Annotated in this window: 22 protein-coding genes; 9 read left to right on the top strand and 13 right to left on the bottom strand. The window is 47.9% G+C overall.

The features are described 5' to 3' along the window. Positions 1–146: 146 nt before the first annotated feature. The 3 genes from AB1552_02650 to AB1552_02640 form a co-directional block, all read right to left on the bottom strand. Complete coding sequence (locus AB1552_02650) at positions 147–947, bottom strand: metal ABC transporter permease (GenBank protein ID MEW6052676.1); 801 nt, start codon at positions 945–947, stop codon at positions 147–149. A gap of 7 nt (positions 948–954) precedes the next feature. Beyond that, positions 955–1,734, bottom strand: a complete 780-nt coding sequence (locus tag AB1552_02645; protein MEW6052675.1) for an ABC transporter ATP-binding protein — start codon at positions 1,732–1,734, stop codon at positions 955–957. Between the two features lie 135 nt (positions 1,735–1,869). Further along, complete coding sequence (locus tag AB1552_02640; protein MEW6052674.1) at positions 1,870–2,751, bottom strand: metal ABC transporter substrate-binding protein; 882 nt, start codon at positions 2,749–2,751, stop codon at positions 1,870–1,872. 305 nt (positions 2,752–3,056) lie between these two features. Here AB1552_02640 and AB1552_02635 point away from each other — a divergent pair, with 305 nt between their 5' ends. Next, entirely contained in the window at positions 3,057–3,542 is a 486-nt protein-coding gene (locus tag AB1552_02635) for a hypothetical protein (GenBank protein MEW6052673.1), read from the top strand. 46 nt (positions 3,543–3,588) lie between these two features. On the opposite strand, the gene AB1552_02630 is transcribed toward AB1552_02635, so the two are convergent. Genes AB1552_02630 through AB1552_02620 form a run of 3 tightly spaced genes read right to left on the bottom strand, consistent with a single transcriptional unit; the run spans position 3,589 to position 5,482 of the window. Then, entirely contained in the window at positions 3,589–4,122 is a 534-nt protein-coding gene (locus AB1552_02630; protein ID MEW6052672.1) for a hypothetical protein, read from the bottom strand. 2 nt (positions 4,123–4,124) lie between these two features. Then, complete coding sequence (locus tag AB1552_02625) at positions 4,125–4,730, bottom strand: methyl-accepting chemotaxis protein (GenBank protein ID MEW6052671.1); 606 nt, start codon at positions 4,728–4,730, stop codon at positions 4,125–4,127. Then, a complete protein-coding gene (locus AB1552_02620) occupies positions 4,727–5,482 on the bottom strand; it encodes a hypothetical protein (protein ID MEW6052670.1) in 756 nt (251 codons plus the stop codon). The genes AB1552_02625 and AB1552_02620 overlap by 4 nt, the downstream gene beginning before the upstream one ends. A gap of 172 nt (positions 5,483–5,654) precedes the next feature. Here AB1552_02620 and AB1552_02615 point away from each other — a divergent pair, with 172 nt between their 5' ends. From AB1552_02615 to AB1552_02595, 5 genes are all read left to right on the top strand, one after another. Further along, positions 5,655–7,745: an outer membrane beta-barrel protein gene (locus AB1552_02615; protein ID MEW6052669.1), complete on the top strand. Its 2,091-nt coding sequence runs from the start codon at positions 5,655–5,657 to the stop codon at positions 7,743–7,745. Positions 7,746–7,834: 89 nt separating this feature from the next. Beyond that, positions 7,835–8,611, top strand: coding sequence for an SLBB domain-containing protein (locus AB1552_02610; protein ID MEW6052668.1), 777 nt, complete (start codon positions 7,835–7,837; stop codon positions 8,609–8,611). Between the two features lie 3 nt (positions 8,612–8,614). After that, positions 8,615–10,726, top strand: coding sequence for a polysaccharide biosynthesis tyrosine autokinase (locus AB1552_02605; GenBank protein ID MEW6052667.1), 2,112 nt, complete (start codon positions 8,615–8,617; stop codon positions 10,724–10,726). Positions 10,727–10,784: 58 nt separating this feature from the next. Further along, a complete protein-coding gene (locus tag AB1552_02600; protein MEW6052666.1) occupies positions 10,785–13,139 on the top strand; it encodes an O-antigen ligase family protein in 2,355 nt (784 codons plus the stop codon). A 93-nt stretch (positions 13,140–13,232) separates the two neighbouring features. Then, entirely contained in the window at positions 13,233–13,868 is a 636-nt protein-coding gene (locus tag AB1552_02595) for a hypothetical protein (protein MEW6052665.1), read from the top strand. Here the strand turns inward: AB1552_02595 and AB1552_02590 are convergent. Continuing rightward, positions 13,846–15,399, bottom strand: a complete 1,554-nt coding sequence (locus AB1552_02590; protein MEW6052664.1) for a 4Fe-4S binding protein — start codon at positions 15,397–15,399, stop codon at positions 13,846–13,848. The genes AB1552_02595 and AB1552_02590 overlap by 23 nt on opposite strands. After that, complete coding sequence (locus AB1552_02585; GenBank protein MEW6052663.1) at positions 15,392–16,300, bottom strand: DUF362 domain-containing protein; 909 nt, start codon at positions 16,298–16,300, stop codon at positions 15,392–15,394. Before AB1552_02585 ends, AB1552_02590 begins: the two co-directional genes overlap by 8 nt. Before the next feature lie 628 nt (positions 16,301–16,928). On the opposite strand from AB1552_02585, the gene AB1552_02580 reads away from it, so the two are divergent. Continuing rightward, complete coding sequence (locus tag AB1552_02580) at positions 16,929–17,657, top strand: molybdopterin-binding protein (protein MEW6052662.1); 729 nt, start codon at positions 16,929–16,931, stop codon at positions 17,655–17,657. A 9-nt stretch (positions 17,658–17,666) separates the two neighbouring features. Here AB1552_02580 and AB1552_02575 read toward each other — a convergent pair whose 3' ends face one another. Both AB1552_02575 and AB1552_02570 read right to left on the bottom strand, forming a co-directional pair. Beyond that, positions 17,667–18,491, bottom strand: coding sequence for an A/G-specific adenine glycosylase (locus AB1552_02575; GenBank protein ID MEW6052661.1), 825 nt, complete (start codon positions 18,489–18,491; stop codon positions 17,667–17,669). Positions 18,492–18,584: 93 nt separating this feature from the next. Next, positions 18,585–19,817 carry a methyltransferase domain-containing protein gene (locus tag AB1552_02570; protein ID MEW6052660.1) on the bottom strand — a complete coding sequence of 411 codons (1,233 nt, stop codon included), beginning with the start codon at positions 19,815–19,817 and terminating at the stop codon, positions 18,585–18,587. 311 nt (positions 19,818–20,128) lie between these two features. Between AB1552_02570 and AB1552_02565 the strand changes: the two genes are divergently transcribed. Beyond that, positions 20,129–21,013 (top strand): mechanosensitive ion channel family protein, encoded by an 885-nt coding sequence (locus tag AB1552_02565; GenBank protein ID MEW6052659.1) that lies wholly within the window; start codon positions 20,129–20,131, stop codon positions 21,011–21,013. A 169-nt stretch (positions 21,014–21,182) separates the two neighbouring features. Here the strand turns inward: AB1552_02565 and AB1552_02560 are convergent, their stop codons facing one another. The 3 genes from AB1552_02560 to AB1552_02550 are packed head-to-tail and all read right to left on the bottom strand — an operon-like array spanning position 21,183 to position 25,116. Then, a complete protein-coding gene (locus AB1552_02560) occupies positions 21,183–22,526 on the bottom strand; it encodes a sigma-54 dependent transcriptional regulator (protein ID MEW6052658.1) in 1,344 nt (447 codons plus the stop codon). After that, positions 22,523–24,562, bottom strand: a complete 2,040-nt coding sequence (locus tag AB1552_02555; GenBank protein MEW6052657.1) for an ATP-binding protein — start codon at positions 24,560–24,562, stop codon at positions 22,523–22,525. The genes AB1552_02560 and AB1552_02555 overlap by 4 nt, the downstream gene beginning before the upstream one ends. Beyond that, positions 24,559–25,116 (bottom strand): DUF4390 domain-containing protein, encoded by a 558-nt coding sequence (locus AB1552_02550; protein MEW6052656.1) that lies wholly within the window; start codon positions 25,114–25,116, stop codon positions 24,559–24,561. Before AB1552_02550 ends, AB1552_02555 begins: the two co-directional genes overlap by 4 nt. Before the next feature lie 150 nt (positions 25,117–25,266). Here AB1552_02550 and AB1552_02545 point away from each other — a divergent pair, with 150 nt between their 5' ends. Beyond that, positions 25,267–25,749 (top strand): adenosine-specific kinase, encoded by a 483-nt coding sequence (locus tag AB1552_02545; protein MEW6052655.1) that lies wholly within the window; start codon positions 25,267–25,269, stop codon positions 25,747–25,749. The last annotated feature ends 148 nt before the right edge of the window (positions 25,750–25,897 follow it).

Here is a 25,897-nt window from a genome sequence, read left to right as displayed (position 1 = left end):
ATCCGGAGAGTGACCTTTTTCATCATCGGGCGTGATTGCCTGCCGTAAAAATTGCAATGTGGAAAACGCCGCAGTTCTTGTATGGCAACATGTCACGGGGTGATAGGTTCGCGCGATAGAGGGGCTCCCCCATATATCAGAAAATCTTACCGCTTTCTCTTGATGAGCAGCGCGCACATGAAGACTGCCGTAGCTGTCAGCACAATACTGCCGCCGGGGGCCATATCGAACTGATAGGAAAGAAAAAGGCCCAGCACTGTTGAAAAGACTGCTACTCCGCACGACAGCATCATCATGAAATACAGGTTCTTTGCAAACAGCTGAGCCGTCGCTCCCGGGATGACAAGCAGCGCTGAGACGAGAATAATGCCCACGATTTTCATGGTCACGACGATCGAGACCGAAAGAAACACCAGAAAAAGAGTATTGACAGCCCTTACCGGGATGCCGCTCACGCGGGCAATCTCCTCATTATATGTTGTCATATACAATTCTTTAAGAAACAGCAGGATAACACCGACAACAAGCACGGCAATCACCGAGGAGAGGATTACCTCGTCTGCGGTAATTGCGAGTATGCTTCCGAAAAGATAGCCAAAGAGGTCGACGGTATACTCTTTTGAGAGACTGATCAGCACGATTCCGAGAGCCATCGAGCTCGCAAAGAATATCCCGATTGAGGCGTCCTCCGATACCTTCCCCCGTCTGCTGACAAATTCGATGCCGAGGGCGACTGCAATAGCATACCCGATTGCGGTAATGAGGGGATTGATGCCTGTAAAGAACCCAACCGCCACTCCGCCGAACGCGGCATGGGAGATGCCCGCGCCGATGAACGACATCTTGCGGAGGACGACGAAGACTGACACAATGCCTGACAGCAGACTGACGATGACCCCTGTGAAGAGGGCTTTCTGCATGAAGGATGAACTGAGAAATTCGACCATCGCCTTCTTACGCCCTCCGCAGCCGTTCGCACTTCTCGCAGATGTCCGTATGCTGGAGGAGGTCAACGTTCTTGCCGTACAGGGAGGTAAGGACTGTCTCATTGAGGGCTCCGATGGGGTTCCCCTGATAGTGGAACGTGTAATTGAGGCATGCGATTTCGTCAATATATGCCGGGATGGTACCTATGTCATGTGATGCCATGAGGATGGTGAGGTTGAATTTTTTCTGGAGACCTTTCAGGAGATGGTAAAAGTCTCCCTGACCGATGACATCGATACCGGTATTCGGTTCATCCATGACCAGAATCCTCGGTTCGCCCGCAAGTGCGCGTGCGATTGAAGCCCGTTGCTGCTGTCCGCCGGAGAGTTCGCCGAACGGCACATGCTGCAGGTCCTCAATCCCCATCATCGACATGTATTCCAGCGCTTTCCTCCTGTCCGCTTCCCGGGGCCACCGCAGCATGCCGACCCTGCTGTATCTCCCCATCATGACCAGATCGACAGTTCTGATGGGAAAGTCAGGAGATGTCTTGGAAATCTGGGGAAGATACCCGAACATGCTGCCGTTGTTTTTCAGTACGTCTTCCGGACTTCTGCCGAAGATAAGAATCATCCCGGATATCGGCTTTATCAAGCCAAGGATTGCTCTGAGAAGCGTGGTCTTGCCACCGCCGTTCGGACCGACAATCCCGAGAAAAATGCCTTCATTCAGGGAGAGGTTGATCCCGGAAAGGACTTCACGGCCATTCATTTTTACCGTAAGATTCTGTATATCGACAGATTTCATCAACACTCTTCAGGGGCCTGAATCCGGGAATTCAGGAGATGCCTTTGTTACTGTCTGGTAATTATCTACAGAGGACCTGTGCAAACCTTTCTTTTCGCATGGGGAAAAAGGAAGGAATATGCACATCCTTTTCAATTATTTCATGACACTTTCCATGACCGCAATATTATATCTCATCATATCAATGTACGTCTCCCTGCCCAACTGGCCTCCGATTGGATCGAGATACAGAGTTTTTGCTCCGCTGTCTTTTGCGATTACCTTTGCGATCTTGGGATTAAACTGAGGTTCGACAAATACCACTTTGCTCCCTATGCGTCTGATTTCTTTGATAATATGGGCGATATGTTTCGGACCCGGCTCCTTTCCCGGAGCCTCCTCGATAACTCCTGCTACCCTGAGGCCGTATCTCCGCGAGAAATAGTTCCAGGCCGGATGGAATGTGACATATTCTTTTGTCCTGAAAGCTCCGACCCGTGCAGATATCTCTCTATCGAGTCTGGAAAGAGCCTCCCGATATATCGCCGCATTCTTTCTGTAGTACTCAGCACCGGTGGGGTCTGCGCGGATGAATGCCTCCTCGATTTTTCTGATAATATCCATCGCGATCTGCGGGTCAAGCCAGATATGGGGATCATTGCCTGAGGAACCGTGACGATGTGCGGTATCATATGATCCTATCAGCTGAACACCGGAAGAGGAATCAACGATGATGATTTTTTTGTTCTCCACCGACTTTATTATTTTTTCAGCCCAGAACTCCAGGCCGGCCCCGATCTTGATGAAAATACGGGCCTCGGCAGCATAGCGCAGTGTCTTTGGAGTGGGTTCATATACATGGGGACTTGCACCCGGGGGAAGCAGCAGTATTACCTCTGCCCGTTCTTGTCCGACCTGCCTCGCAAAGTCAGCAAGGGGTGCGATGCTTGTGATCACCTTAACTTTCCCTGCATAAGAGAAGTCAGCAACTGCCAGAACGCAAAAAACCAGTGTCAATGTCGTCAATTTTTTGAGCATTGTCTGCTTTCTATCATACATCAAAAACGCAGAAAGATGTGGAGTTGTCTGTGTCCTGACCCCGGGGACTCCGTAATGACATTTTACGGCGGCATGCTGACGATTTTTTGTCCTGTATTGTCTGCAGTCAGACGGTTATGGAGAACTTAGTTGCAGCAATAATATAAGTTATTTAAAAATAATATTAATTCAATACTCATGGAAATTATCTGGCAAATGGAGGTGTCCGGTTTCGGGTATGCTTTTTGCAAATATTTTTTTGACATAGTCTTTTTTATTCTGATATAACAAAAGCAGGAGGCAAAATGAAGATAAGAACAACAATAACATTTCTTGCGGCTGTCATGCTGGCGCTTTCCACCTTTTACGCAGGATCTCTCGGTGCCGAAGAAACGCTGAGGGATGTCCTTGCCAGGAAATTTAATGAAAACAAGGACATCTGCAAGGTGGTAAAGAATGCGATCTCCGAAGGTCTGAATACGAAGGAAGTGGTGAAGACCTGCATTCTGATGGGCCATGATGCATGTTTGGTGGTCAAATGCGGGATTGAGGCAGAAGGCAGCCTTGAACAGATCATTACCGGTGCACTGGAGGCGGGCACAACTTCTGATGTCTGCTCGCGCTGTGCCATAGAGGCCGGAATAGATCCGGGGGCTGTGGCAGAGATTCTCGAAACAGGGCTTGGATACAGTCCTGCGTTGGCTGGAGGTCTTACTCCTGTTGAGATCGGTCTGCCCGGCGGTGCACCAGGAGGCGGAACTCTGAGTCCTGCAAGCCCGTCAGCTCCGTAAGTAATACTGAGAAGGTATCTGGCCGTTGGAAAGGGTTCTTCATTCCCTAATCCATGAGGTGTTTTTCGACATACTGCGCAAGCACTTCATGGATCTTTGTGGGAGTCGATATTCCATAGTACAAATCTATGATAACATGTGCAATTTCATGCGCGAGGATGCCGGTATCCACATCTCTTACTGAAACGAATATCGTTCTGTCCTTTGGGGAATAGAACGCGATATATTCAACGTCTTTTCCGAATTTTGCCCTGTATATCTTCTGCACGTCCTTATCCGAGGAAAGAAGCATCACTGTGAATCTGACTTCCTGCGGAAACATCTCGAGGATTGATTCCACCCTCTCGACAAGGATATCCAGCTTATTTTTGACTTCTTCACCAACGGTAATGCTTTTTTTATTTCTGAGAAGATAGGAGAGGCTTCCGAGATAGATTTCCTTATTGAATCTTCTTAACTGTTCTTCATTCTCGTAGACAACGGTCGTGAACCGCGACTTCAGTTCAGTGCCCGATGCTCCTGAGGATGTCAGCAGGACAATAACGCAGACAAGAAATACCTTTAAAAGGATTGCCTGCATACCTATGCATTATTCTTTGTTGTGAAATGGGATAGTATGTCCCTGATCCTTTTTGCCGAATCCCGCACCTTGTCTATTTCGGCTGTTGCTTCCCTGCACTGTTCACTCCTGCTGAGAGCTTGTGATGCTTCTGAAGCGGAACGTTCAATCTCGCCCGTCAAATGGCGTATTTCATTGATATTTGCAGAAAGCGTGTCGATCAGCCGGTTTATCATTGCGGCCAGTTCCTTTCCCTCATCCTTTTTCCTCAACCTGATGTGAAAATTCAGATTTCCGGCGTTCATTTCCTCCAGGGATTTTTCGAACCGGTACATCGGGCCGGCAAAACGGTGGGTAAGGAACATCGAGACAATAACAACACCCAGGCCGGCTGTAATGATGAATATCCAGTGCGCGCTGAGAATCTCTTTCAGGAGGATTAAGGGTGTTTTGCCTATCTGGAGGCTGTAATTATCATACACAATCGTCAGCGTGTTGGCAGAAAGCATGCTGAAGATCAGCGTAAAGATAATGCCGCCGAGAACTACGAAGATGAAAAAACTGAAGATGTATTTCCCCTGAAGTTCTTTTTTTATAAAGTAGTTTCTCCTCCTCCATGTTCTTTTCATTTCTCCCCCTGTTCCCCCTCGTTTATCAGTATTTTTACCGACGCCCTGTTTCTGAGGTCAGCGATCCAGTCGTTTATCGCCTTCTCTTTCTTCTCATTAAGCAACATCTTCCTGATCATCTCCCGCTCGGTGTCCGACGGCATTTCTCCGGGGATGATTTCTGCCCTGTCAAGCCTTACTGCAACGTATGAATCTCCCATCTTTACCGGTTCGGAGGTTTCTCCCTCCCTGAGTTCGGTAAGATGTTCCCGCATGTCTTTGGCAAGGTCACCAAAGGAGATGGTTTTTCGTTCCTCTTCTCTGTAACCCCCCCGTCTGGCCTCTTCCAGAGTTTTGAACGTGAAGATCGTTACATGCAGTCTCCTGTTGATATGGGACATATATCTGTTGAATTCATTCTCATCGAGTTCAATGTGCATAGTGGCGAATTTCCTGTCGATGAGCAGTTTTATCAGGGACTGCTCGTAGTAGTTCTGTATTGACCTCCTGAAGGATTCTTCCCTGTCTATCCCTGTTTTCCTCGATTCCTGCAAAAGGAGTTCTTTTGTGATCAGGGAGTTGATGAAATCACTTTTCTCCCTCATGTCAGGCGGTTTTGTGGAGTAAAGACGGTTGAATTCTTCAACGGGTATGGTTCTGTCGTTGATAATGATGGCGGCATCTTTTGATACTTTATCCCTGCTCCTCAGTTCGTATCCGATCACTGCTGATAATCCAAGGAATATTATAATGATGTAGTAAATGTACCGCATGGCGCACCTCCTGAAAAAAGTATAGCAGGGAGGGAGCAAAAAGTCGAAGCATTAGTTTCAGAAAAAGCTGTAATATCTATGCAATAAAACATTTTTCTTGACTTTAAAGCAAACTTTTTATATTCTTTTGTATAAAAAGTTTGCTGTGTACAGAAAACGAAATAACCTAAAAATGATGCAAACATGGATTGTCCTCCTCATACTATGTGCATTTCTCGATCCCGGAACACTCTATTCTGAAGAAAAAACAGCCCCTTTCTCATTGCAGGAGAATGACGGAAAAGGTACCTCTGCCTCTCTCGAGCAGATAGGTGCCTTCAGTATCCAGAAGAATGCGCAAAAAGTCGTCAAGGCACTCACGCAACAGGGGAAAGAGGCATTTCTCAGGAAAGACACCGCAAAAAACAAGAAGATACTCTACCGGGTTTTTGTCAGGAAAGACGATAAATTGCCGGAAGACGCGGGAATGCGGGACCAGGTAACGCAGGAATCGTATCAGGAAACAGCGCGTATTAATGAAGCGGATCAGGCCAGAGGAGAACAGCCAGGTGCCGAACAATTCTCTGGAGATGTTCCGGACGATACATCACAGAAACCGGTTGCATTACTGAAGTTTTTTCAGGATGAAGGCGAAGCGAAAAAATATTCAGAAGAATTAGAAGCGCAGGGATATGCGACAACGGTTCAAAGCAAGATGGGCAGCAATAATCTTATGGTTTTTTCAGTTTACGCGGAATACCGTGCAGTGACAGAGAAATCGGTCGTTTCCGCTGGTGCTGACCGTACCGTAATCCCGTCCCAAACCCCGCCTCCGGTTGAACCAGCAGTAACAGATGAAAACTTTTCAACTGAAGAAGGCCGGTCAGGAGATTCTGGATCTGCTTCGGAAACACAGTCCGATATTCCTCATCAACAACTATCCATCGGCAAGCAGCCTTCCGCCGAAACAATGCTCGTGAAAGAACTCGCAGGTCCAGCAGAAGAAGGTTCGCCTCCTGCCGGGACAAGCCATGAGATTCCGGCAGGAAGACTTGCAGTTGAAGCTGAGCCTATCGGTACGGTAAAGGGCAGACCTACCGAAGAGGTGCTCGGCAGACGGGGAGGTTACATCCATCCGTTTCTTTCTGTAACCGAATATTATACTGACAATGTGTTTTTCGGCAATAGGGACAAAAAGAGCGATTTCATTACTGTTATCTCGCCCGGCATATGGCTGACGGTACCCCATGTATACGAAAAATTATTGCATATAGATACGTCCAATTTGTCACCGGGCGGATTCAGCCTGAGCAGGTTCAGCCCGGAAACCTTCAGGCGCTATCAGACGTACTTATATTACAATGCGGATATCGAGCTGTTTTCGAAATATTCCTCTGAGAATACCGTCAACCATAAGGCAGAGGGACTTCTCCAGTATAATCTGAGGGGAGGGCTTTCGATAGAGCTGGTCGACCAGTTTATCGCTTCGCACGATATCAGGGGAACAGGCATCTCTTCAAAACTGGATAAATATCATTCGAACCTTGCCAATGCAATAGTCACCTATGAAGCTACTGAGCGGCTGAAGTTCAGGGTGGATTATACCAATTTTCTGGTGAACTATGCCGCTTCAAGAAACGACTTCAGGGACCGTGATGACAATGCATTCTCAGGATATATCTTCTACAAGTTCCGTCCCAAAACAGCGCTGTTTGTTGAATATGAATTCCTTGATGTCAGATACCGCTCAGACTCTGCATACGACAGCCGGGAACACCATTACTTCGGTGGTATTGAATGGGATATTACCGCAAAGTCGAAGGGGAACATGAAGGCAGGCTATGGGGTGAAGGACTTTACCGGTTCAGACATACCGACGAGCAAAGATTTTATCCTTGAGGCACAGATTGACCATAAATTTACCCCGAAGACATCCCTGATCCTGAAGGCATCCCGGAGAACAAATGAAACAAATATCTCCGGGACCGATTTTGTGTTTTCCAATGCGGTCGAGGTCGAGTACCTGCAGAGGATAACCGGAAAGATTACCGCTGATGCCAAATTCTCCTACCGGAACGATAAATATAAGGGAGACATTAGGCATGACGGCATCACAGGGACACTGGATGATGATTACTATTTTGGAGCCTTTGCGCTTCAGTATAAGTTCAGGGAATGGCTGGAATTAGATCTTGGTTATATATACAGCCAGAGGGATTCCAGCTTCTCTGATTTCGACTATGTCAGCAACACCATATTCATGAGAATAATAGGATCTCTGTAATTGCCGCTATTGCATAACAAACTCCGCTTGACACATTTAACATTCCCCCGCATTTATAATATAATTAAGGTATGAGAGTGATTGTTTCATTGTTCACAGTTGCACTTCTCTTCTGTGCAGTCCCATTATTGTATGCCCAGGATTATGTTGTCGGTGAAGGAGATGTGCTGAAAATAACTGTCTATGACCATGAAGACCTGACTACTACCTCAAGGGTGAGCGGAGACGGAGTAATTGTGTTTCCCCTTATCGGCCAGATTGAAGTCAAGGGACAGACGCTGCAGGAGATTACCCGGAAAATTGCGGCCTGCCTTGCCGACGGGTATGTGGTTAACCCGCAGGTAAATATTTTCATCCAGGAATTCAGAAGCAAAAAAGCATTCATCATGGGAGAAGTAAAGAAGCCGGGCCTTTATGTCCTTCCCGGGCAGACGACATTCCTCGCACTTCTCTCTGAGGCAGGGGGCCTGACAAAGGATGCAGGGGACAAGGCAATCATCAAAAGGAAAGCAGATGCCTCAGACAAGCAGGAAACCATTATCAATATTGACCTGAATGGCATCATCGAAAAAGGAGACACCTCGCTTGACATCCTGATTGTCGATGGAGACAGTGTTTACATATCAAAGGCGGGGGTGTTCTATGTCACCGGCGAAGTGAAAAAACCTGATGCATACAAATATGAAGAGGGCACGACCGTCATAAAAGCCATTACCATGGGAGGCGGCTTTTCCGACAAGGCGTCGAAAGGCAGGGTAAAGATTATCAGAAAGGTGTACGGGAAGGAGAAAGTTATCGAGAAAGCGCATATGGATGAACCCGTCTTGCCCGATGACGTAATTGTCGTGCCGGAAAGTTTCTTTTAGCATATGGACGAGAGAGAGATACATTTACGGGACTACCTGAAGATTATCTATAAAAGGAGGTATACTGTCTATACCTTCTTTACGATCGTATTTATCATTGTCCTGATAGGCACGTTCTCTACAACACCGGTTTATCAGGCATCCACAAAAGTGCTTATTGAGAGGGTGGAACCCTACAACCTGACCATGATGTATCCGTATTATTCCCCCTATGACCCGGAATTCTATGAGACCCAGTATCAGCTCATAAAAAGTACTTCTGTTGCACAAAAGGTTGTCAGGATGCTTTCGCTTGAGAGCACCTATGAATCGTATTTCAAAGGGGAGAAAATTACCCCGGACGGGGGGAGATCGAAAGCGGATATTCTTGCTGACATAGTAAGCGGCAGCATCATTGTGAGCCCCATTAAGAACAGCAAGATTGTCAATCTCAGCTTCATGTCGACGAATCCTGATTTCGCCGCCCTGATCGCCAATTCTGTTGCGAGGGCTTACATAGAGGAAATACTGGAAATGAGGATGACTTCTTCCCGGTATTCCATAGAGTGGATGACGAAGAAGGCGGAAGAGGAAAAGGCAAAGCTCGAAAAGTCGGAAAAGGCGCTCCAGGAATATATGAGGGCCAATAATATCGTCACCCTGCAGGACAAGGTTGCCCTGACGCCTGAGAAACTCAGCGAGCTGAATACCCAGCTGGTCAGGGCGGAGACAAAACGGAAGGAGCTGGAAGCGCTCTATAACAAGGTTACCGGACTGTCCGGCAACTTGCGTGATGCCGAGACTATTCCTGCTGTCTCATCGGAGCCGACCATTCAGTCCCTGAGAAGTCAGATCCTGAAGGCGGAACAGAATATCGAGGAACTGTCAAAGAAGTTCGGGAAGAAGCATCCTTCGATGATAAAGGCAGAGGAAGAACTGAGGGTTCTCCAGCAAAAAAGGGATCAGGAGACCAGAAGGGTAATCGGGTCGATTAAAACAGAATACGATCTTGCAAGGTCAAATGAATCAAGTCTCCGGAGAATGTTTTCCGGTACCAAGGCAGAAGCGATGGATCTCAATGAGAAATTCATCCAGTACGGCGTGTTGTCAAGGGAGGTTGATACGAACAGGCAGCTCTATGACGCGCTCATCAAAAGGATGAAAGAACAGAGCGTTACGGAAGAGATCCAGAGCGTGAATGTTTGGGTGGTCGAAAAAGCTGAAAAGCCTTCTTCTCCGGTGAAGCCGAGAAAATCCCTGAATATCCTGCTCGGGATAATTGTCGGTCTTTTTGGCGGTATCGGTCTTGCCTTCTTCATCGAATATCTTGACAACACCGTCAAAGCGCCTGAAGATGCTGAAGCACGACTGGGAGTACCGGTCCTTGGCGTTGTGCCACTGCTTGACACTAAGGACGAGAATATCGAGGATATTATTCTCAAGGAACCGCAGTCTGTGCATGCTGAAAGCTACAAGACGATCAGGACGGCTATCATGCTGTCCTCCGCAACAAGACCGCCGCAGAATATCCAGATCACCAGCATGGGGCCGAATGAGGGCAAAACAGTAACTTCAGTGAACCTGGCGATTACCATCGCAAGATCAGGATATTCGGTGATGCTCATAGATGGTGACCTCAGGAAGCCGCGGATCCATACGGTATTCAGGCTCAATAACCTGAGCGGCTTGAGCACCTATCTGGCGGGGGCTACCACTGATATCGAGACAGTATATAAAAGGCCGCTCACAAACCTTACGGTTATCCCGTCCGGTCCGGTTCCTCCCAATCCCTCGGAACTCCTCGGGTCGGGCAGGATGAGTGAACTGATAAGTCTGCTGAACGAAAGGTTCGACGTGATAGTCTGGGATTCCCCACCCCTCATGACAGTAACCGACAGCCTGATTCTGAGCAAGATACTTGACGGGACAATCATTGTGACAAAGGCGGGCAAAACAACATACGATATCGTTGACAGGGGCCTGAAATTCCTGAAAGGAAGACGTGAGACCGATATCGAAACCCGCGTCCTCGGAATAGTAATCAACGGATTTGACGTAAAAAAGAGCGATCAGTACTATTACCAGTATTACAATTACTATCCCGCAAGTGAAGCAGAAAACACAAAACAGTCATAAAGTTTCTCCCTGATTGCTTTTTTCCCCGTGCCTGCTATAATTACTGGAAAAATTGAGAATGACCAGAACTATTTCTATACTTTTTTTGTGTATTCTGATCTTTTCCCCTCTTGCCTTTGGCGCTGTCGAACTCTGGTCACTGGTCATCATGGAGACCACTTCCATCGCTGCCCTGTTGCTGCTTCTGCTCAGGAATGTCAGGAAAAAAGACCCTTTTCTTTACGAGATGCCCGGCATTATCCCCCTGCTGTGCCTCCTGGCATATGCAGGGTTGCAGATCATTCCCCTCCCGCCGGAATTTGTCAGAATCATCTCGCCTGAGACATACCACCTTTACCGCGAAACGGTCCTAGCGGAACAGGCCGGCAGTCCCTGGCTCTCTCTCTCAATACACAAAAAGGCAGCCCTGATGAGTTTTTTCCGACTCTCTGCGTATATTGCTTTTTATGCGCTGACCATACAACTCCTTGCGAGAAAAGATGATTTTATACGGGTGGTAGACGTAATAGTCATTTTTGGGGCTTTGCTTGCCCTTTTCGGGATACTCCAGCATATCCTTTCGAACAACAAGATCTACTGGATCAGATCATTGGGACAGGGAGGAAGCATATTCGGCCCTTATGTCAACCGGAACCATTATGCAGGACTCATGGAGATGATTTTCCCCCTGGTACTCAGCCTTTTCCTTTATTACAAGCCGCATGTCAAAAACAGGTCACTCCGGGAAAAGATCGCTGAGCTTTTTAACCTGCAACGAACCAATATTTATCTTCTTCTCGGATTTGCGTCCGTCCTGATAGCCACCTCAATATTTCTCACGCTTTCGCGAAGCGGTATCGTGAGTCTCTGTATTTCGATGATATTTTTCGGGATACTGTTCATTTCGAAGGGCGCAAACAGAAAACGCGGGATCATAATCGTTGTCATATTTGTTCTGATAGCTTTTTCGGTCGGATGGTTTGGCTGGGAGCCGATATTCGAACGGTTCGAAAAAGTGAGAAGTCCTGAAGGCGATATTCGGGAACTGAGAGTCGAAATCTGGAAGGACAGCATGAATATCATCAGAGATTTTCCCCTGTTCGGGACAGGGTTCGGAAGTTTTGTGAATATTTATCCGAAATACCGGACAATCACGGGGGACAGGGTTGCTGATCATGCCCATAACGATTATCTCGAGATTCTCTCGGACGGAGGATTTGTTGCTTTTGCACTCTGCCTCTGGTTTGTTCTTGTCCTGACATATAAAGCATTCAGGAATTTTCTCAGACGGCGCGAGATCTATTCCATTTATCTTTTCATCGCAGCCGTATCTGGATTGCTTTCTATCCTCATGCACAGCATAACCGACTTCAACCTGCATATCGGTGCAAACGGGCTCTATTTTTTCTTCCTTTCCGGGGTGGCTGTTTCCGCAGCCAGCACGCGGATGCGGTCCGGGCTGAATGATTCTTATCTGAAAAAGAAAAAATTGCCCCTGAAAACCCTCACGGCTCTTGTTTTCCTTGTATTGACTGTCTGCCTGGTCTTTCACGCTGGCATCATTACAGGCGAAGCCTATTATTCTTCGATAAGGAATCAAAAACTGCATGAGGTGAAAACTCCCGGCGAGCTGATTGCGATAAGGGACACCGCGTACCGGGCCTCTCTTGCTGACCCGCTGGAGGCAAGGTATCCGTATGCCGCAGCAAATGCAGAAAAACTGCTTCATAACAGCGAGTCTGCGTTGCAGTATTATAAAAATGCGCTCCGGCTGAATCCTGTGAACAGCGAATATCTGCAGCGTACCGGGCTTGTGATGTCCGAACTGAAGGAGAATGATGCGGCGGAAAGATTGCTTCGGGCAGGAATACACTATGACATCAGCAACCCTGCCAGATATAAGCGGTATGCGTTATGGCTTTTTGCAGCGGGAAGGAACGATGAGGGCATAAAGACGGTACGCAAATCCATATCCCTTGAGCCTCACAAAACAAGGGAATACATTACCATCATGGTGCTGAACGGTCTCAGCGACAATGATATCCGCAATGCGCTTCCGGAAAGGGTGGTGCCGCACCTCCTCTTTGCGGACTACCTGCATAAAACCGGGAACGATACCATGGCTGAGGAGGAGTATCTGAACGCCCTGCAGTTTCTGAATAATGAAGAGCAGAAAAAAGCTTCGTTTTTTTACAATGTGTACAACTTCTATATGAAGAAGAACCGCCATGAAGACGCATTGAAAATCATGCGGCAGGCTGGTCAGGTTTTTCCTGAGAATGCCGGGATACGGATAACATCCGGGGATTTATACAGAAGGCTGGGACTGATGTATCAGGCTGAACAGGAATACAGAAATGCACTGGTTATTGAGCCTGAAAATCAGAATGCCCTGAAGAGGCTTGACGCACTGTTGCGCGAGGGTAAAAAATAAATAAATGACCACGCGTCCCGGGGTTGCTCTTTCGTCATAGAGACAGGAAAGGCAATTTCCGGGAAAACCAGGAAACAGAAGGAGTGACTGCATATGGTTGAACTCGGACAGATTGACAGGCCGAATGTCGAGGATTTTGCCCGCAAAAAGAAGATTTACTGTATTGCGAATATCTATGCGATCGAAGATGCGCCGGATGATTTCAAGGCACTTGTGAACAGATACTGGGATGAGGTCATCCGACAGCTCGAGAAGCTCGAAACAGCAGGAAAGGCGACGAAGATATTCTGCGAGCTCATCTACGAAGCCGGTGATGAAGCGCTCAAAATCCTTGCCGAGATGAACGAAAGGATTCCCCCGATCATCAGGAAAAAGCTTGATGAAGGGGGCACGCTCATCCCACTTGAAGACAGGGATATCCTGGGCCCGTATACTGACTGGGGGAACTGTCTCAGGGTCGTCTTTACCCGAGACGTGTTCAATAAGGTGCTGGAATTCTACACGGAGTGTGCGGAGAAACGGCTTCATCACATCATGAAGCAGGTGGAGAGCAGCCTTTCGGAGGCAGAGGCCGGGATCCTTATCCTGAAAGATGAGGACAGGACCAGGCTGCAGTTTCCGAGAGATATCGAAGTGTTCCTGATAACTCCTCCTTCATATGATGACATCATGAGATGGCTCAGGGAGAGGTTCACGCAGAAATCGTCTAAGAAAGAAGAAGCTGATTAGTCTCTGACCTTGACTCGCCGATATTCGTCACATAGATTGCCGCGTGGCCGCCGACAGGACATTTTGTCTCGCATATTCCGCAGCCGATACAGAGTTCGAGATCAACGCGGGGCTGCTTGAGGATGAGTGCTTTCCCATCCCTTGTCTTTACTGGCGCTTCTTCAAACCAGATCGCCTTTTCCGGGGTCGGACAGACCTCTTCGCACACAATGCAGGGAATTCCGTGTGCATATGGCAGGCACCTCCCCTTATCGATCATTGCGAGTCCTATCCGTATCCGAGTCTTTTCTTCGAGAGGAAGCCGCTGAATTGCCCCTGACGGGCAAACCTGTCCGCACAAGGTACAGCGGAATTCGCAGTATCCCATCCGCGGAATAAGCCTCGGGGACCATATGCCCTCAAATCCTGCCTCAAGAAGCGTCGGCTGAAGACCGTTAGTGATACACACCTTCATGCACTCACCGCATTTCACGCATTTCTTCAGGAAATCCTCTTCTGCAAGGGCACCCGGCGGCCTCAGCAATCCCGGATCGGAATAGTCTTTTCTCGCGAAAGGCGAGGACCTGACCATCGGCACAATTACCATGCCAGACAACACGGACATCATTACCTGCCTCCTGCCGAGAGACATTGGAGCAATTTCCTTTTTCCCGATCCCGAAATGTACCGCATTTTGCGGACAGACATCATCACAGTTAAAGCAGGCAACACATTCCGTGCTTTTCCAGTCAGCAGGATGTTCGGTAAGGGCGCCTCCCTGACAGGCAGTGCCGCAGAGCCCGCATGAGGTGCATCCTTCGCTTACTTCCCGTTTCAGGAGAGAGTATCTTGACAGAAGACCGAGAAGGGCGCCGAGCGGACAAAGGTACTTGCACCAGAACCTCCGCTCGAGCAGGTTGAGACCAAGAATGATGAAGAATATCGCGCTGAGAAAAAAGGCCTGTAGAAAATGCGGCTGATAAAACGACAGAATGCTTTTCTTCAGGATATCGTATACCGATTCAGATACGGGAACCAGCACGGGCAGCCCGGTACTGTACACCGTATCGAAAAAACCTCTGACGGCGTAATTGATGAGCGGATAGATGCTCAGTGAAAATGACCTTATGAGAAGCGATATCGGGTCCAGGATGCCGGAAAGCTGGAGGGTAAGCACCGACGAAACGAGGAGCGTGATAAGAAGGTAATATTTTATCCTGTGCCAGTGTGCGGGCATCCTTTCCGCATGTCTCCTGTTCAGCAATCCCGCAAGGTTATGAAGAGTTCCGAGGGGACATATCCAGCCGCAGAATATCCTGCCGAGCAGCATGGTAACGATTACCGTGATTAATGACAGAAAAAATGCCACAGGTATGTCCCCGCCATGTGTAGCAAAGAATGTGGTCAGGAAGATAAGCGGATCAAAGTCGAGAAAGAGCCTGACAGGATAGCCGAGTGTATCATCACCTCTGGATTCGGTCCTGACAAAAAGGAACAGGAAAACGAACAGGAACAACCCCTGCGAAATTATCCTCAGCTTCTTTTTAGACATTCAGGTTCTTGATCTTAAGCTTCGCAAGGTCCATGGTACCGATGCCTGCAACAGCTCCGGCCCGTACATATGAGAGGTCGCCTCCTTTCATGCCGAAAAGGGTTGCTCCGTATGAGTCGATTGCGACCTGATCTGCGCCGACTATGACGGTATCAAGCCTTTTCACATCCCTGATATCTCCTCCCTGAGGTCCGTTCGCAACAAGGATGCGAACAGCATCAAGGACGGTGAGAGTCGGCTTGATAACAAGACAGATATCCGCGAGGCTCTCGCCGATTCTCTGGTGGATTCTCCCGCGCTGTCCCCCCATGACACCCATCCAGTTCTTCATCGACATGGTCAGTTTCGCAAGCCCGTGATGTTTTGCAACCGGCACGTTGATGATCTTATCGGCATCAAATATGTCCTTGTAGAGAGGCCAAGATTTCAGGACCTGCCCGTGAATGGAGACATCCCTGAACCTTCTCTCGTCAATGTGGCTCACTTCAGCGCCCAGTGCGCTGACGGCATCAGAAATGCCGCTTTGCCTGTAGCATCTGCGCGGGTCGTTGACGCTCCGGTCAAAGACCTTCACTTTTTTGGCGCCTGCCTCAAAGCAGAGCTTTACAACAGTTGCAACCACTTCAGGATTGGTATTTGCCGCCTGCTCCGGCAGACGGTCCCAGGCCATGTTCGGTTTTACCACAACGACATCTCCTTTTGAGATGAATTTCCTGATGCCTCCGAATGCGTCGATGGCAGCTTTTGTTATAGCAGACGGCGATTTGCCGGTGCCCTGAGCGACTACGAGATCATATTTTTCGGATGCTTCGGCAGGGCGAATCATAAAATCCAGACGTTCTCCAAGAATCAGGCCGCAGCCTGAAAGTGCTGAAAGCCGCAGGAATTCTCTCCTGTCCATATCCTTGCTCCCTCCTTTCGTCAAAATCGGGTTTGTATATGTGTCGCTAAAAAAACAGTCCTGCAAAAGATTGCATGCCCTGCAACCTTGGCCTTCCCTTTTCCCCTTCGCATTCCGGCGTTCCGCTGAGGCGAAGGCAAAGCGGCATTGAGGGGATTTTCTTTACAGGCTGTATTTTCAGCCTTATTTACATAGTATATACCTTTTTTGGATTTATTAAAAAACAGGAGAAGATGCAAGGATGGAGAACGATTATTTCCTGCGGCGCGTTTGAGAAATCCCCCCTGACAATAACAGTGGTGAACGTTGAAGTGTGGTATTTTTTCTGTTATTATAACGCGTAATGAGAAAAGAGCGGGAATGAAACAGGCGAGAAAAGCGACCTCTTTGCAGATTTCCCCCATGATGCAGCTATCCGCATTGTACAGCCTGCGGCTGAGCCTACAGAAGAACACGACGGATGCGCCCCAATGAGGTCATTTGGTGAAGGATATAAAGGGTATGTATAGCAGAGAACCGGCAGAATGTACCAGTGGCAGAGGGGTTATTCTGACCGGAAACGGAAAGTGTTCACCTCATATGAATCATCCCGGCGTTTTTGCACAGGAAGAAATGTGAAGGATATAGTATGGGAAAGACAGCGGGAATAATAATCATAGGCGATGAGATTCTCTCAGGGAAGGTGCAGGACTATAATTCCTTTTTCATGGCGCAGGAGTTATGGTCTCATGGAATTCAACTACACCGTATCACCATCATCCCTGACTCGGTTGATGAAATAGCTGAAGAGGTCAAGGCTTTTTCCAGGAAATTTGATTTTGTCTTTACCTCAGGGGGAATCGGTCCGACACATGACGATGTGACAATAGAGGGAATATCAAAGGCATTCAAGGTAAAACCGGTGATCAGTGACGACCTGAAGGAAATTCTCACCAAAAAGCAGGGGAATCTTACCCCGGAGCAGGTAAAAATGGCAGAGGTTCCTGAAGGGGCGGAACTGATAAGCGACGGAACGCTTACTTTTCCTCTTATCAAATTCAGAAATGTATTCATTTTTCCCGGCATACCGCAATTGCTGCGGAAGAAGTTCCTCGCGATCGAGACGTTATTCAACGAGCCTCTCATATCCCTTAAGAAAGTGTATCTGAACGAGAGTGAATCCAGGGTTGCCCCGGTGCTGAACCGGATCGTGAAGATTTACGGGAATGTCAAGATAGGATCGTATCCCATTATCGATAGTGACGAATATTCCGTCATGGTGACTCTTGAGTCTCTGGATCAGTCCAGTCTCGAAGAAGCCCTTAAGGAACTGCTCAGCGGAATTTCCAGAGAGAAGATCATCAGGGTTGTTCCGTAATAACGGATTTCAAACGATCGAGAACCGTTTCCCGTGGAGTTTCAGAAATCCCTCTTTGCGAAGCTGCAGGCATATCTTCCGTATCGTTTCGGAAGGGATCGAGAGTTTTCTGGAGAGAGCTGTTTCTGTCACAATGGTGCCCTCAAGAAATTCCTTCAACACCAGACCTCTTAATTGCCTGATGGAGCCCTGATAAGCTGCCTGTTTCCGGTAATGCGCACTTTTTTTATTCGGATTACGCATCGAGCCTTTCAGCATGGCACCGTAATCCATGAGCGCATAATACCACCGGCGGGGATCTGCATGGTCGAGAGTCTGTACGACGAGCGGAAGTATGTCCTTGTCCGGCACTTTATCCCTGTCTGAAAGAAAGCAGTGAATGAATACCCGTCGTATATTTGTCTCGATGAATGCCACAGGAGCATTGAACGCAAATGCGGCTATCGCTGAGGCTGTTGCTTTTCCGATTCCCGGGAGTTTTTCGAGCGCATCAGCAGAGGAGGGAAGGACGCCGTTGAATTGGTCCGTGACTTCCTTGGCTGTGTGATGCAAGGCGATCGCACGGCGGTTGTACCCCAGTCCCTGCCACAATGAAAGGACGGCCCGGAGTGGTGCGCGGGAAAGAGATGGGAAATCCGGGAAAGCAGAGAGAAAAAGCAGGTATTTGCCGGCCACCCGCTCAACCTGGGTCTGCTGAAGCATGATTTCGGATACAAGGATATGATACGGGTTGCAGGTATGCCTCCACGGCATATCACGTCCGTTGATACGGTAGTATTCCCAGATCTTTTTCCGGAAATCCTCAATTTCATCACTCTGAAGGATTATGCGCATATTTTATGGAAATGAGGAATGCAACGCATCTCTTGCTCTTCCCGCACGGTGTCCGTGGCCCTCAGCATGAGCGTGTATTGCAGTGGGTATATCTCAGGATTTTTGGCCCCACACCGCAAATACCGGATCTGAAACCATGACACCGGGGTAATGCCTGTCATCTTCGGGACGGGGAAGTCCTCTCATGGAGTATGTCCCGATTTTCCTGAATTTTCCTGATCGCAGAAAGTATTCAGTGACAAGACCCACGCGCTCAAATTCATGGATTTCGGTCCATATCCTGACGACCTTCGGAGGGAACCAGCGGTTTGAGAAAGTAATAATGAAATAGCCTCCTGGTTTGAGAACCCTCGCAACGCTCTCAAAGACCCTGAACGGAGAGGTCAGATACTCAACGGATACGGTGCAGATAACGGCGTCAAAAAGATTATCGGAAAACGGAAGATCCTGAACGATATTCAGATCGTGCACGACGTGGCCGGTCAGCCGGGGGTTGAGTGACATCTCTTCATCATTGAGACCAAGGCCGGTCAGGAAATCAAGTTCGAGATAGTCCGGGATATGAGACATGTAGCTGCTCATCAGATCCAGCACGTTCATGCCGTTCCTGAGGAAAAATCCGTAAAGACTGCTGATGACCGAAACGGCCTGTTGATCAAGGTGTGCAACAAGACGGGGGGTCTCATAAAAGGCGCTGTCACTGTCTTCATTGTTCCGCCTGAAAGGGTCGTCAGAAAAGAAGTCGGAAGGAGACTTCTTCCATCTTGCCTGCATGCCCGGACCATCTGTTATTGTATCCATCCAGTCGGTGCATGACCCGCCCAGTTCACCTGCCTTGCCCCTTACGTCGCGGACGAGCACAGTAAGCCTTATGTCCTTAGCAGCCAGGGGATGGTTGAAGTTTACGAATATTTCCTGATCCTTCATGCCAACACACCTGAAAGGAGAGACGTTTCCCCTGAAAATGCCTGGCAATGCCTTAAGCATCCCTTTCGGATAGAATCTTCCGATCCGGGGTTCAATAGTAGCCAAAGGAAAATACTGCCGGTCAAACTGGGTTAGGGTGATGGGAAATTCATATCCGGGATCAAATTCCTGTACAATCTGCCCGCTTCTTGCAGAGAATTCAAAAATATCGCCATCTCTTGCGCCAAGAAGAATCTGATAGATCTGCTTGGGCAGGATATCCCTCCAGAAGGTAACCTTCCTCGCAAAATAGGTGTCTGTGTGGGCAGCATGCACGCTCTCCCACTGCATGGTGAATTCGAGGCTTGCCAGTCCCTTCTCCGTAATCCGGTTATTTTTCTCTTCAGCCGATACGCTCATTGTATTCCCTTGTCATCATATTCGTGAGGATGAATTATGCTGCTTAATATTTAAATAATATCATATAAAAATATAAAAATCTAATTCAATGAATCCCAATTCTTCTTGACAGGGAACTCGTTACTTGCAAAAATATAGCTGCTTTGTTGTGCGTCTGCCTGATAATTTAAGCAGAATTATTGCTTCCGCGAACGCTGGCCTGATGAAAAAGGCATTTCTCATTCAGTCATAACAGAAAAGCATGTGAAGAATCGGGCAAGGCCATAAAATATGTATACGGAGGGGAAATATATAAGGGAGGTCTTATGAATGTGGACGGGTATATTCAGAAATTGAGTGAATGGTTCATGACAAGCGGGCTGAAAATTGTCTTCATACTTTTTTTGGCTGCTCTTGCACTGAAAACGAAGAAGATGATCTCAACGCGTCTTCTTAAGGTTCTCACAAGGCAGACAGATGACCTGGAAGTGCAGAAAAGGACACAGACACTCGGCTCCATTGTCAGGTACACTCTGAACATTCTAATCCTTGTCATTGCAACGATGATGATTATGAAAGAAGTCGGGATAGAGATCGGGCCCCTCCTTGCTGCTGCCGGTATTGCAGGTCTTGCCATCGGTTTTGGCGCACAGAACTTGGTGAAAGACGTAATCAGCGGTTTTTTTATTCTTCTTGAGGATCAGATACGTGTGGGGGATGTTATACAGATTGCCGGGAAGAGCGGACTCGTAGAAAAGATGAACCTGAAAACCACGATTCTCCGTGATCTGGCAGGCAATGTCCACTATGTCCCGAACGGGCAGATCGATGTGGTGACGAACATGACCAAGGACTTCTCCCGGTATGTCTTTGATATCGGTGTGGCCTACAGGGAAGACGTGGACGAAGTGATCGGGGTCATCAAAGAAGTGGATGAGGAACTCAGAAACGATCCTGAGTATAAAGACGATATTCTTGAGCCGATAGAGATACTCGGACTGGATCAGTTTGCAGACTCTGCTGTCGTAATTAAGGCACGCACAACCACGCTGCCGATCAAGCAGTGGCGCATCGGCCGTGAATTCAACCGGCGGCTGAAAATGAAGTTTGACGAGCGAAATATCGAGATCCCATTCCCCCATATGACTTTGTATATGGGACAGGACAAGGAAGGAAAAGCTCCGCCCCTTCAGGTCTTCATGCGGGGGAAACAATAAGAACTGGATCTGTATTTCTGAAGGAGGCAAAAGATCCTGTTGGTTCCGGGCCGGGTGAGCAACCTCCCGACCGTATGTTGTCACCTCCGGCTGCATATATGTATGCGGGATGGAATCTGCTCGAAGCTATTCACAGTTTAAGGAACATCCCGTGGAGACCAGGGAGCCCTTAGGGTGATTTTATGTCGTAAGCCTTGATTTTCCTGTGCAGATTGCTCCGTTCGATCTCAAGAAGTTCAGCGGTTTTTGAAATGTTCCAGTTGTTCTCTTCCAGTTTTTTGGTGATAAAATCCTTTTCAAACGACTCCCTTGCTTCCTTCAGGGTGTTCAGTGAAAAATAGTCTGAACGCACTCCCCCGCCAAACGCGATGTTTTTTGCTGCAATAGACGCTGAAGGGGTCATGATGACAAGTCTCTCTATCACATTCCTCAATTCCCTGATATTGCCGGGCCAGGCATAGGATTCGAGTATCTTCAGCCCGTCGGGAGATATCTTCTTGGGTTTCTGGCCGTATTCTGATGCGAAAAATTCAATAAAATGATCAACAAGCGCAGGGATGTCTTCCTTTCTCTCCCTGAGAGGAGGAATATTGATAGGGATAACGTTCAGCCTGAACAGCAGATCCTCCCTGAAATTGCCTTTACCTACCTCTTCAACGAGGTTCTTGTTTGTTGCTGATATGATTCTCACATCCACTTTTATATTCCTGCTCCCGCCCACCCGCTGAAATTCCTGGGTCTCGATCACCCTGAGAACCTTTGACTGTGTCGAAAGGGACATGTCGCCAATCTCATCGAGAAAAAGCGTTCCTTCATCGGCAAGTTCGAACTTGCCTTTTTTTCGTTCGAATGCCCCCGTAAAGGAGCCTTTTTCGTGACCGAAAAGCTCGCTCTCTATGAGCTCCTGTGGTATGGCAGCACAGTTCATTTCTACAAAAGGCTTTTCAGCTCTGTTACTGTGCTCATGCAGAATGTGTGCAATCACTTCCTTGCCCGATCCACTCTCTCCGAGTATCAGAACCCTGCTGTGGCTTCTTGCGGCCATCTCTATCTGCTCCCTGAGATGTTTCATCTTCGGGGAATCGCCGATAAGACGCCATTTTTTCTCGATATCCTGCCTGAGTGACCTGTTCTCTATTTCGAGCGCTCTTTTTTCGAGTGCCCTCCGTGCGACCAGGAGTACCCGTTCAAGGGAAAGGGGCTTTTCAAGAAAATCGTATGCGCCCATTCTCGTTGCATTGACAGCAATCTCGACGTTTGCGTGTCCGGAGATCATGATTACCGGCAGATACGGCTGCATCTGTTTGACTTCCTTGAGCGTCTGGATGCCGTCAATGCCCGGAAGCCACACATCGAGCAGCACAAGATCGGAGCTTTGTTCCCTGAGTATCTTCAACCCCTCTTCGCCGGTACTTGCGGAAAATACAGTATATCCTTCATCTGCAAATATGTCCGAAAGACTTTCCCTGATGCCTTCTTCATCATCTATTACCAAAATTGTGAGATCTCTCATACATTCTCCTTTATGGGTATCTCTATGGTAAAAACAGTCCCTTCTGGTTCATTGTCTCTCACCCGAATGAACCCTCCGTGTTCCTTTATTATCCTGTTTGCTATTGCAAGGCCGAGGCCGGTGCCGGTTTTTTTTGTCGAGAAATAGGGAAGAAACAGTTTTTCCTTGTCCTCGTCCCTGATGCCGGGACCATTGTCCGCTATTTCAATATACGACCTGTTCAGGGATTCTTCGAATCCGACCGATACATCGATTCTGCCGCTGTTTGTGAGGGCCTGAATTGCATTGTCAAATACATTTATCAGTACCCTCCTGAACTGCTCGCCATCCAGTTCGACCGGCGGCATATCATCAGGAATAGATACTGTCATCAGGATGCCCTTATAGTCCCTGTAGAGGTTGACCACTTCGTTCACGATAGCTGCCAATGATATCGGAGTCTTATGCATTGCGGGCATCTTGCCGAATCTCGAAAATTCGTCAACAAGCCGTTTCAGGCTGTCGACCTCTTTCACGATTGTTTTTGCCGACCGGTGAAACACCTCGTCAAAGTCAGTATCTTTCCGCTCCCATTTCTTTATCATGCGTTCTGTGGAAAGTTTTATCGGGGTCAGGGGATTTTTTATCTCATGAGCTATTTTCCTTGCGACATCCTGCCACGTAAGCGCCTTTTGTGCCTCTATGACCTCTGTGAGATCCTCGAATACCACGAGAAGGCCGATATAGTTCTGTGCATCCTTCAGGCTTGTGATAAAGACAAGGAGTATGGCCTTTTTGTCGCCGATGACCGCTTTTATTTCCTTCTGCACGGGTTTGAATTCCCGGCCTTCTATCCCGCTGACAAGGTTCTGCAGTTCCTTCGAATTGATCTGAGACATGAGGTGCCGGTAATGCCTGTTGATTGCCTGTTCCGGCGTGATGTTGATGATTTCACATGCACGCTTGCTTATCATCAGGACTTCTCCGTTTGTATCGAGCAGAATGACCCCGGAGTTTATATTATCGAGGATGTTTTCCATGAACAGCCTTCGCCTGTCTGATTCAAGGTATGCCGACTGGAGCGTTTCCTTGCCTTCTTTCAGTTCTCTCACCATATGATTGAAGGAATTTATCAGCAGCCCGATCTCATCTTCCCGCTTGATGTCTATTTCCGTATCAAGATTGCCGGCAGCAACGAGCTCAGTTGCCTGCGCAAGCTGCTGTATGGGTTCTGTTATCCCTCTGGATATCCTGAGTGCCACCCAGAGCGCCATGAAGACGACCAGCAGGGTAAAAAAACCGAGAATCAGGAGGTAATTAACCTTGATCGGCAATTTCCACGCTTCCAGGGCAAGGAAATACTCATACGCATCTTTTACTTCCTCGACATTTTCGGTAATTGCTGCGGGGATCAGGTATTCAATCACCATTACCCCGGTCTGTTTGTCATGCGTATATTCAGGGATGACCGCCCGGATGATATCGCCCTGTCTTCCGGATACGACCTCAGTCCCTTCCTTTCCTTCAAAGGCTGCCTTTACAGTTTCTGTCGGATGCCTGGGCATTCTGGAGAGATGTGTGACGGTATATTCTCCCTTGACGGCTTTGCCTGCGCGGAGCCCTTTTCCATATAACAGAAGACGATTTCGTTCAATCTCATACACGGATTTTGCAATTTCTATCGAGCTTTCCAGCGGTTGTTTTATCTGCGGCACGAACCATCTGTCCATGTAGTTGGTAATGAGGCCACCGGCCACGAGGAATAAAATGGTGGCGGGAATGAGCGTAAGGATGACGAGGATTACGACGAGCTTTGTCTTGAATTTATAGCCGAGGACCCTGTGTCGCCTCTCGATATACAATTTAATGAAGCTTTTTGCAACAAAGAACATGAGAACAAGCAATGCGATAACCGTCAGATTCAGGAGCAGGAGAAGGGTGAGTCTTGTCATAAAAGGAACGATACCGAATTGCATATAATACAGCTGAATCACGAATGCAACAACGACCAGAAAAGCCGCGACGGCCAGCGCGACCTGAAAGCGGAGTTTTTTCACCTTGCCTGTCCTGAAGTGAAGAACGGAGAGTCTTTCTTAATCCTGAATTCATTTTCCGGCAGGAAGATCATGAAATATCCTATTACAGGCGGAAGCGTCCTTATTTTGGATTCAACCGTCACTCTCACAAAATATGTTGCCGGTTCAATATCACGCATACTGGCAAGCTTCAGGTTGTCAATGGTAAGCCCCCATTCGATCATTGATTGAAGGGTTTTGAATCTTTTCCTGATCTGGGTGCTTTCATCGCGTGAGATTGCAACATATTCCGTTTTTACCGGATCGGATTTCAGGGTCTTTGTAAATGTTTTGTTAAGGACGAATTCATCGGGCCACATCTTCCAGACCTTGAAAAGGTCTATATAGAATATGAACTCCTTTGTTATCCCGTTACGCAATTCCTGCACGGTTTTTTCATTCAGGGCGAGCCTCGCTGTCACATAAAGCTCGTTGTTTTCCAGTCTCACCTCCGGTCCGACAATATCTGCGCCGGTGCAGACCGAACTCCAGAGCACAACGAAACACACTACAGAAAAAAGCAGCAGCCCGGCCATTGCGGGGCGCTTGTTGTTTTCTGGTGAATTATGACCTTTTGCGTTCACTGTGCCGTTGTCTTATAGGTATTCACGGCTTGACATCTTCCGAAAAATTTATTTTCATTATATCATAGCAAAGAGGAACGCAGGCAAAAGGGAGGCGAATTCATGGATATAAAGACAGTCAGGCTGGATATCCCCGAGGGGTGTAATATTGTTTTTGGTCAGACACATTTTATTAAGACAATCGAAGATCTTTATGAAATCATGGCGACTTCCGTCCCCCAGGCACGATACGGTATTGCGTTTGCCGAAGCTTCCGGTCCCTGTCTGATCAGAACCGAAGGCAATGATGAGGATCTTGTCACCGTTTCGGTCAGAAATCTCCAGGAAACAGGCGCAGGACATGTCTTTTGCATTCTCATGAGGAATGCATTTCCTATTAATGTGCTGAACCAGATAAAAAACTGCCCTGAAGTGTGCCGGATTTTCTGTGCAACTGCAAACCCGGTCGAAGTCATTATCGCAGAGACATCACAGGGCAAAGGCGTGCTCGGAGTGGTGGACGGTTTTTCTCCGAAAGGAGTGGAGAGACCTGAAGACAAGGCACACAGAAAAGAATTCCTGAGAAAGATAGGATATAAGTTATAATTAACCCAGATTCAGCGATAAATAACTCAAAAGTCTGGTAAGCAGGTCATTGCGAGTCCCGAAAGCATTCGGGACGTGGCAATCTCAGATGATACGACAAGTTGCGGAGCTTGTTCCGAACGGAGTGAGGAATCTTGCTCCTGGTTTG

The organism is Nitrospirota bacterium (assembly GCA_040754395.1).
Taxonomy (GTDB): Bacteria; Nitrospirota; Thermodesulfovibrionia; order Thermodesulfovibrionales; family SM23-35; genus JBFMCL01.
The sequence above is the reverse complement of the archived record's forward strand: the minus strand, read 5'-3'. Positions and strand labels throughout refer to the sequence as shown.

Bases quoted from the DNA above. Each gene is read 5' to 3' on its own strand.
- AB1552_02650 (MEW6052676.1), bottom strand. From the start codon at position 947: ATGGTCGAATTTCTCAGTTCATCCTTCATGCAGAAAGCCCTCTTCACA.
- AB1552_02645 (MEW6052675.1), bottom strand. From the start codon at position 1,734: ATGAAATCTGTCGATATACAGAATCTTACGGTAAAAATGAATGGCCGT.
- AB1552_02640 (MEW6052674.1), bottom strand. From the start codon at position 2,751: ATGCTCAAAAAATTGACGACATTGACACTGGTTTTTTGCGTTCTGGCA.
- AB1552_02635 (MEW6052673.1), top strand. From the start codon at position 3,057: ATGAAGATAAGAACAACAATAACATTTCTTGCGGCTGTCATGCTGGCG.
- AB1552_02630 (MEW6052672.1), bottom strand. From the start codon at position 4,122: ATGCAGGCAATCCTTTTAAAGGTATTTCTTGTCTGCGTTATTGTCCTG.
- AB1552_02625 (MEW6052671.1), bottom strand. From the start codon at position 4,730: ATGAAAAGAACATGGAGGAGGAGAAACTACTTTATAAAAAAAGAACTT.
- AB1552_02620 (MEW6052670.1), bottom strand. From the start codon at position 5,482: ATGCGGTACATTTACTACATCATTATAATATTCCTTGGATTATCAGCA.
- AB1552_02615 (MEW6052669.1), top strand. From the start codon at position 5,655: ATGATGCAAACATGGATTGTCCTCCTCATACTATGTGCATTTCTCGAT.
- AB1552_02605 (MEW6052667.1), top strand. From the start codon at position 8,615: ATGGACGAGAGAGAGATACATTTACGGGACTACCTGAAGATTATCTAT.
- AB1552_02600 (MEW6052666.1), top strand. From the start codon at position 10,785: ATGACCAGAACTATTTCTATACTTTTTTTGTGTATTCTGATCTTTTCC.
- AB1552_02595 (MEW6052665.1), top strand. From the start codon at position 13,233: ATGGTTGAACTCGGACAGATTGACAGGCCGAATGTCGAGGATTTTGCC.
- AB1552_02590 (MEW6052664.1), bottom strand. From the start codon at position 15,399: ATGTCTAAAAAGAAGCTGAGGATAATTTCGCAGGGGTTGTTCCTGTTC.
- AB1552_02585 (MEW6052663.1), bottom strand. From the start codon at position 16,300: ATGGACAGGAGAGAATTCCTGCGGCTTTCAGCACTTTCAGGCTGCGGC.
- AB1552_02580 (MEW6052662.1), top strand. From the start codon at position 16,929: ATGGGAAAGACAGCGGGAATAATAATCATAGGCGATGAGATTCTCTCA.
- AB1552_02575 (MEW6052661.1), bottom strand. From the start codon at position 18,491: ATGCGCATAATCCTTCAGAGTGATGAAATTGAGGATTTCCGGAAAAAG.
- AB1552_02570 (MEW6052660.1), bottom strand. From the start codon at position 19,817: ATGAGCGTATCGGCTGAAGAGAAAAATAACCGGATTACGGAGAAGGGA.
- AB1552_02560 (MEW6052658.1), bottom strand. From the start codon at position 22,526: ATGAGAGATCTCACAATTTTGGTAATAGATGATGAAGAAGGCATCAGG.
- AB1552_02550 (MEW6052656.1), bottom strand. From the start codon at position 25,116: ATGGCCGGGCTGCTGCTTTTTTCTGTAGTGTGTTTCGTTGTGCTCTGG.
- AB1552_02545 (MEW6052655.1), top strand. From the start codon at position 25,267: ATGGATATAAAGACAGTCAGGCTGGATATCCCCGAGGGGTGTAATATT.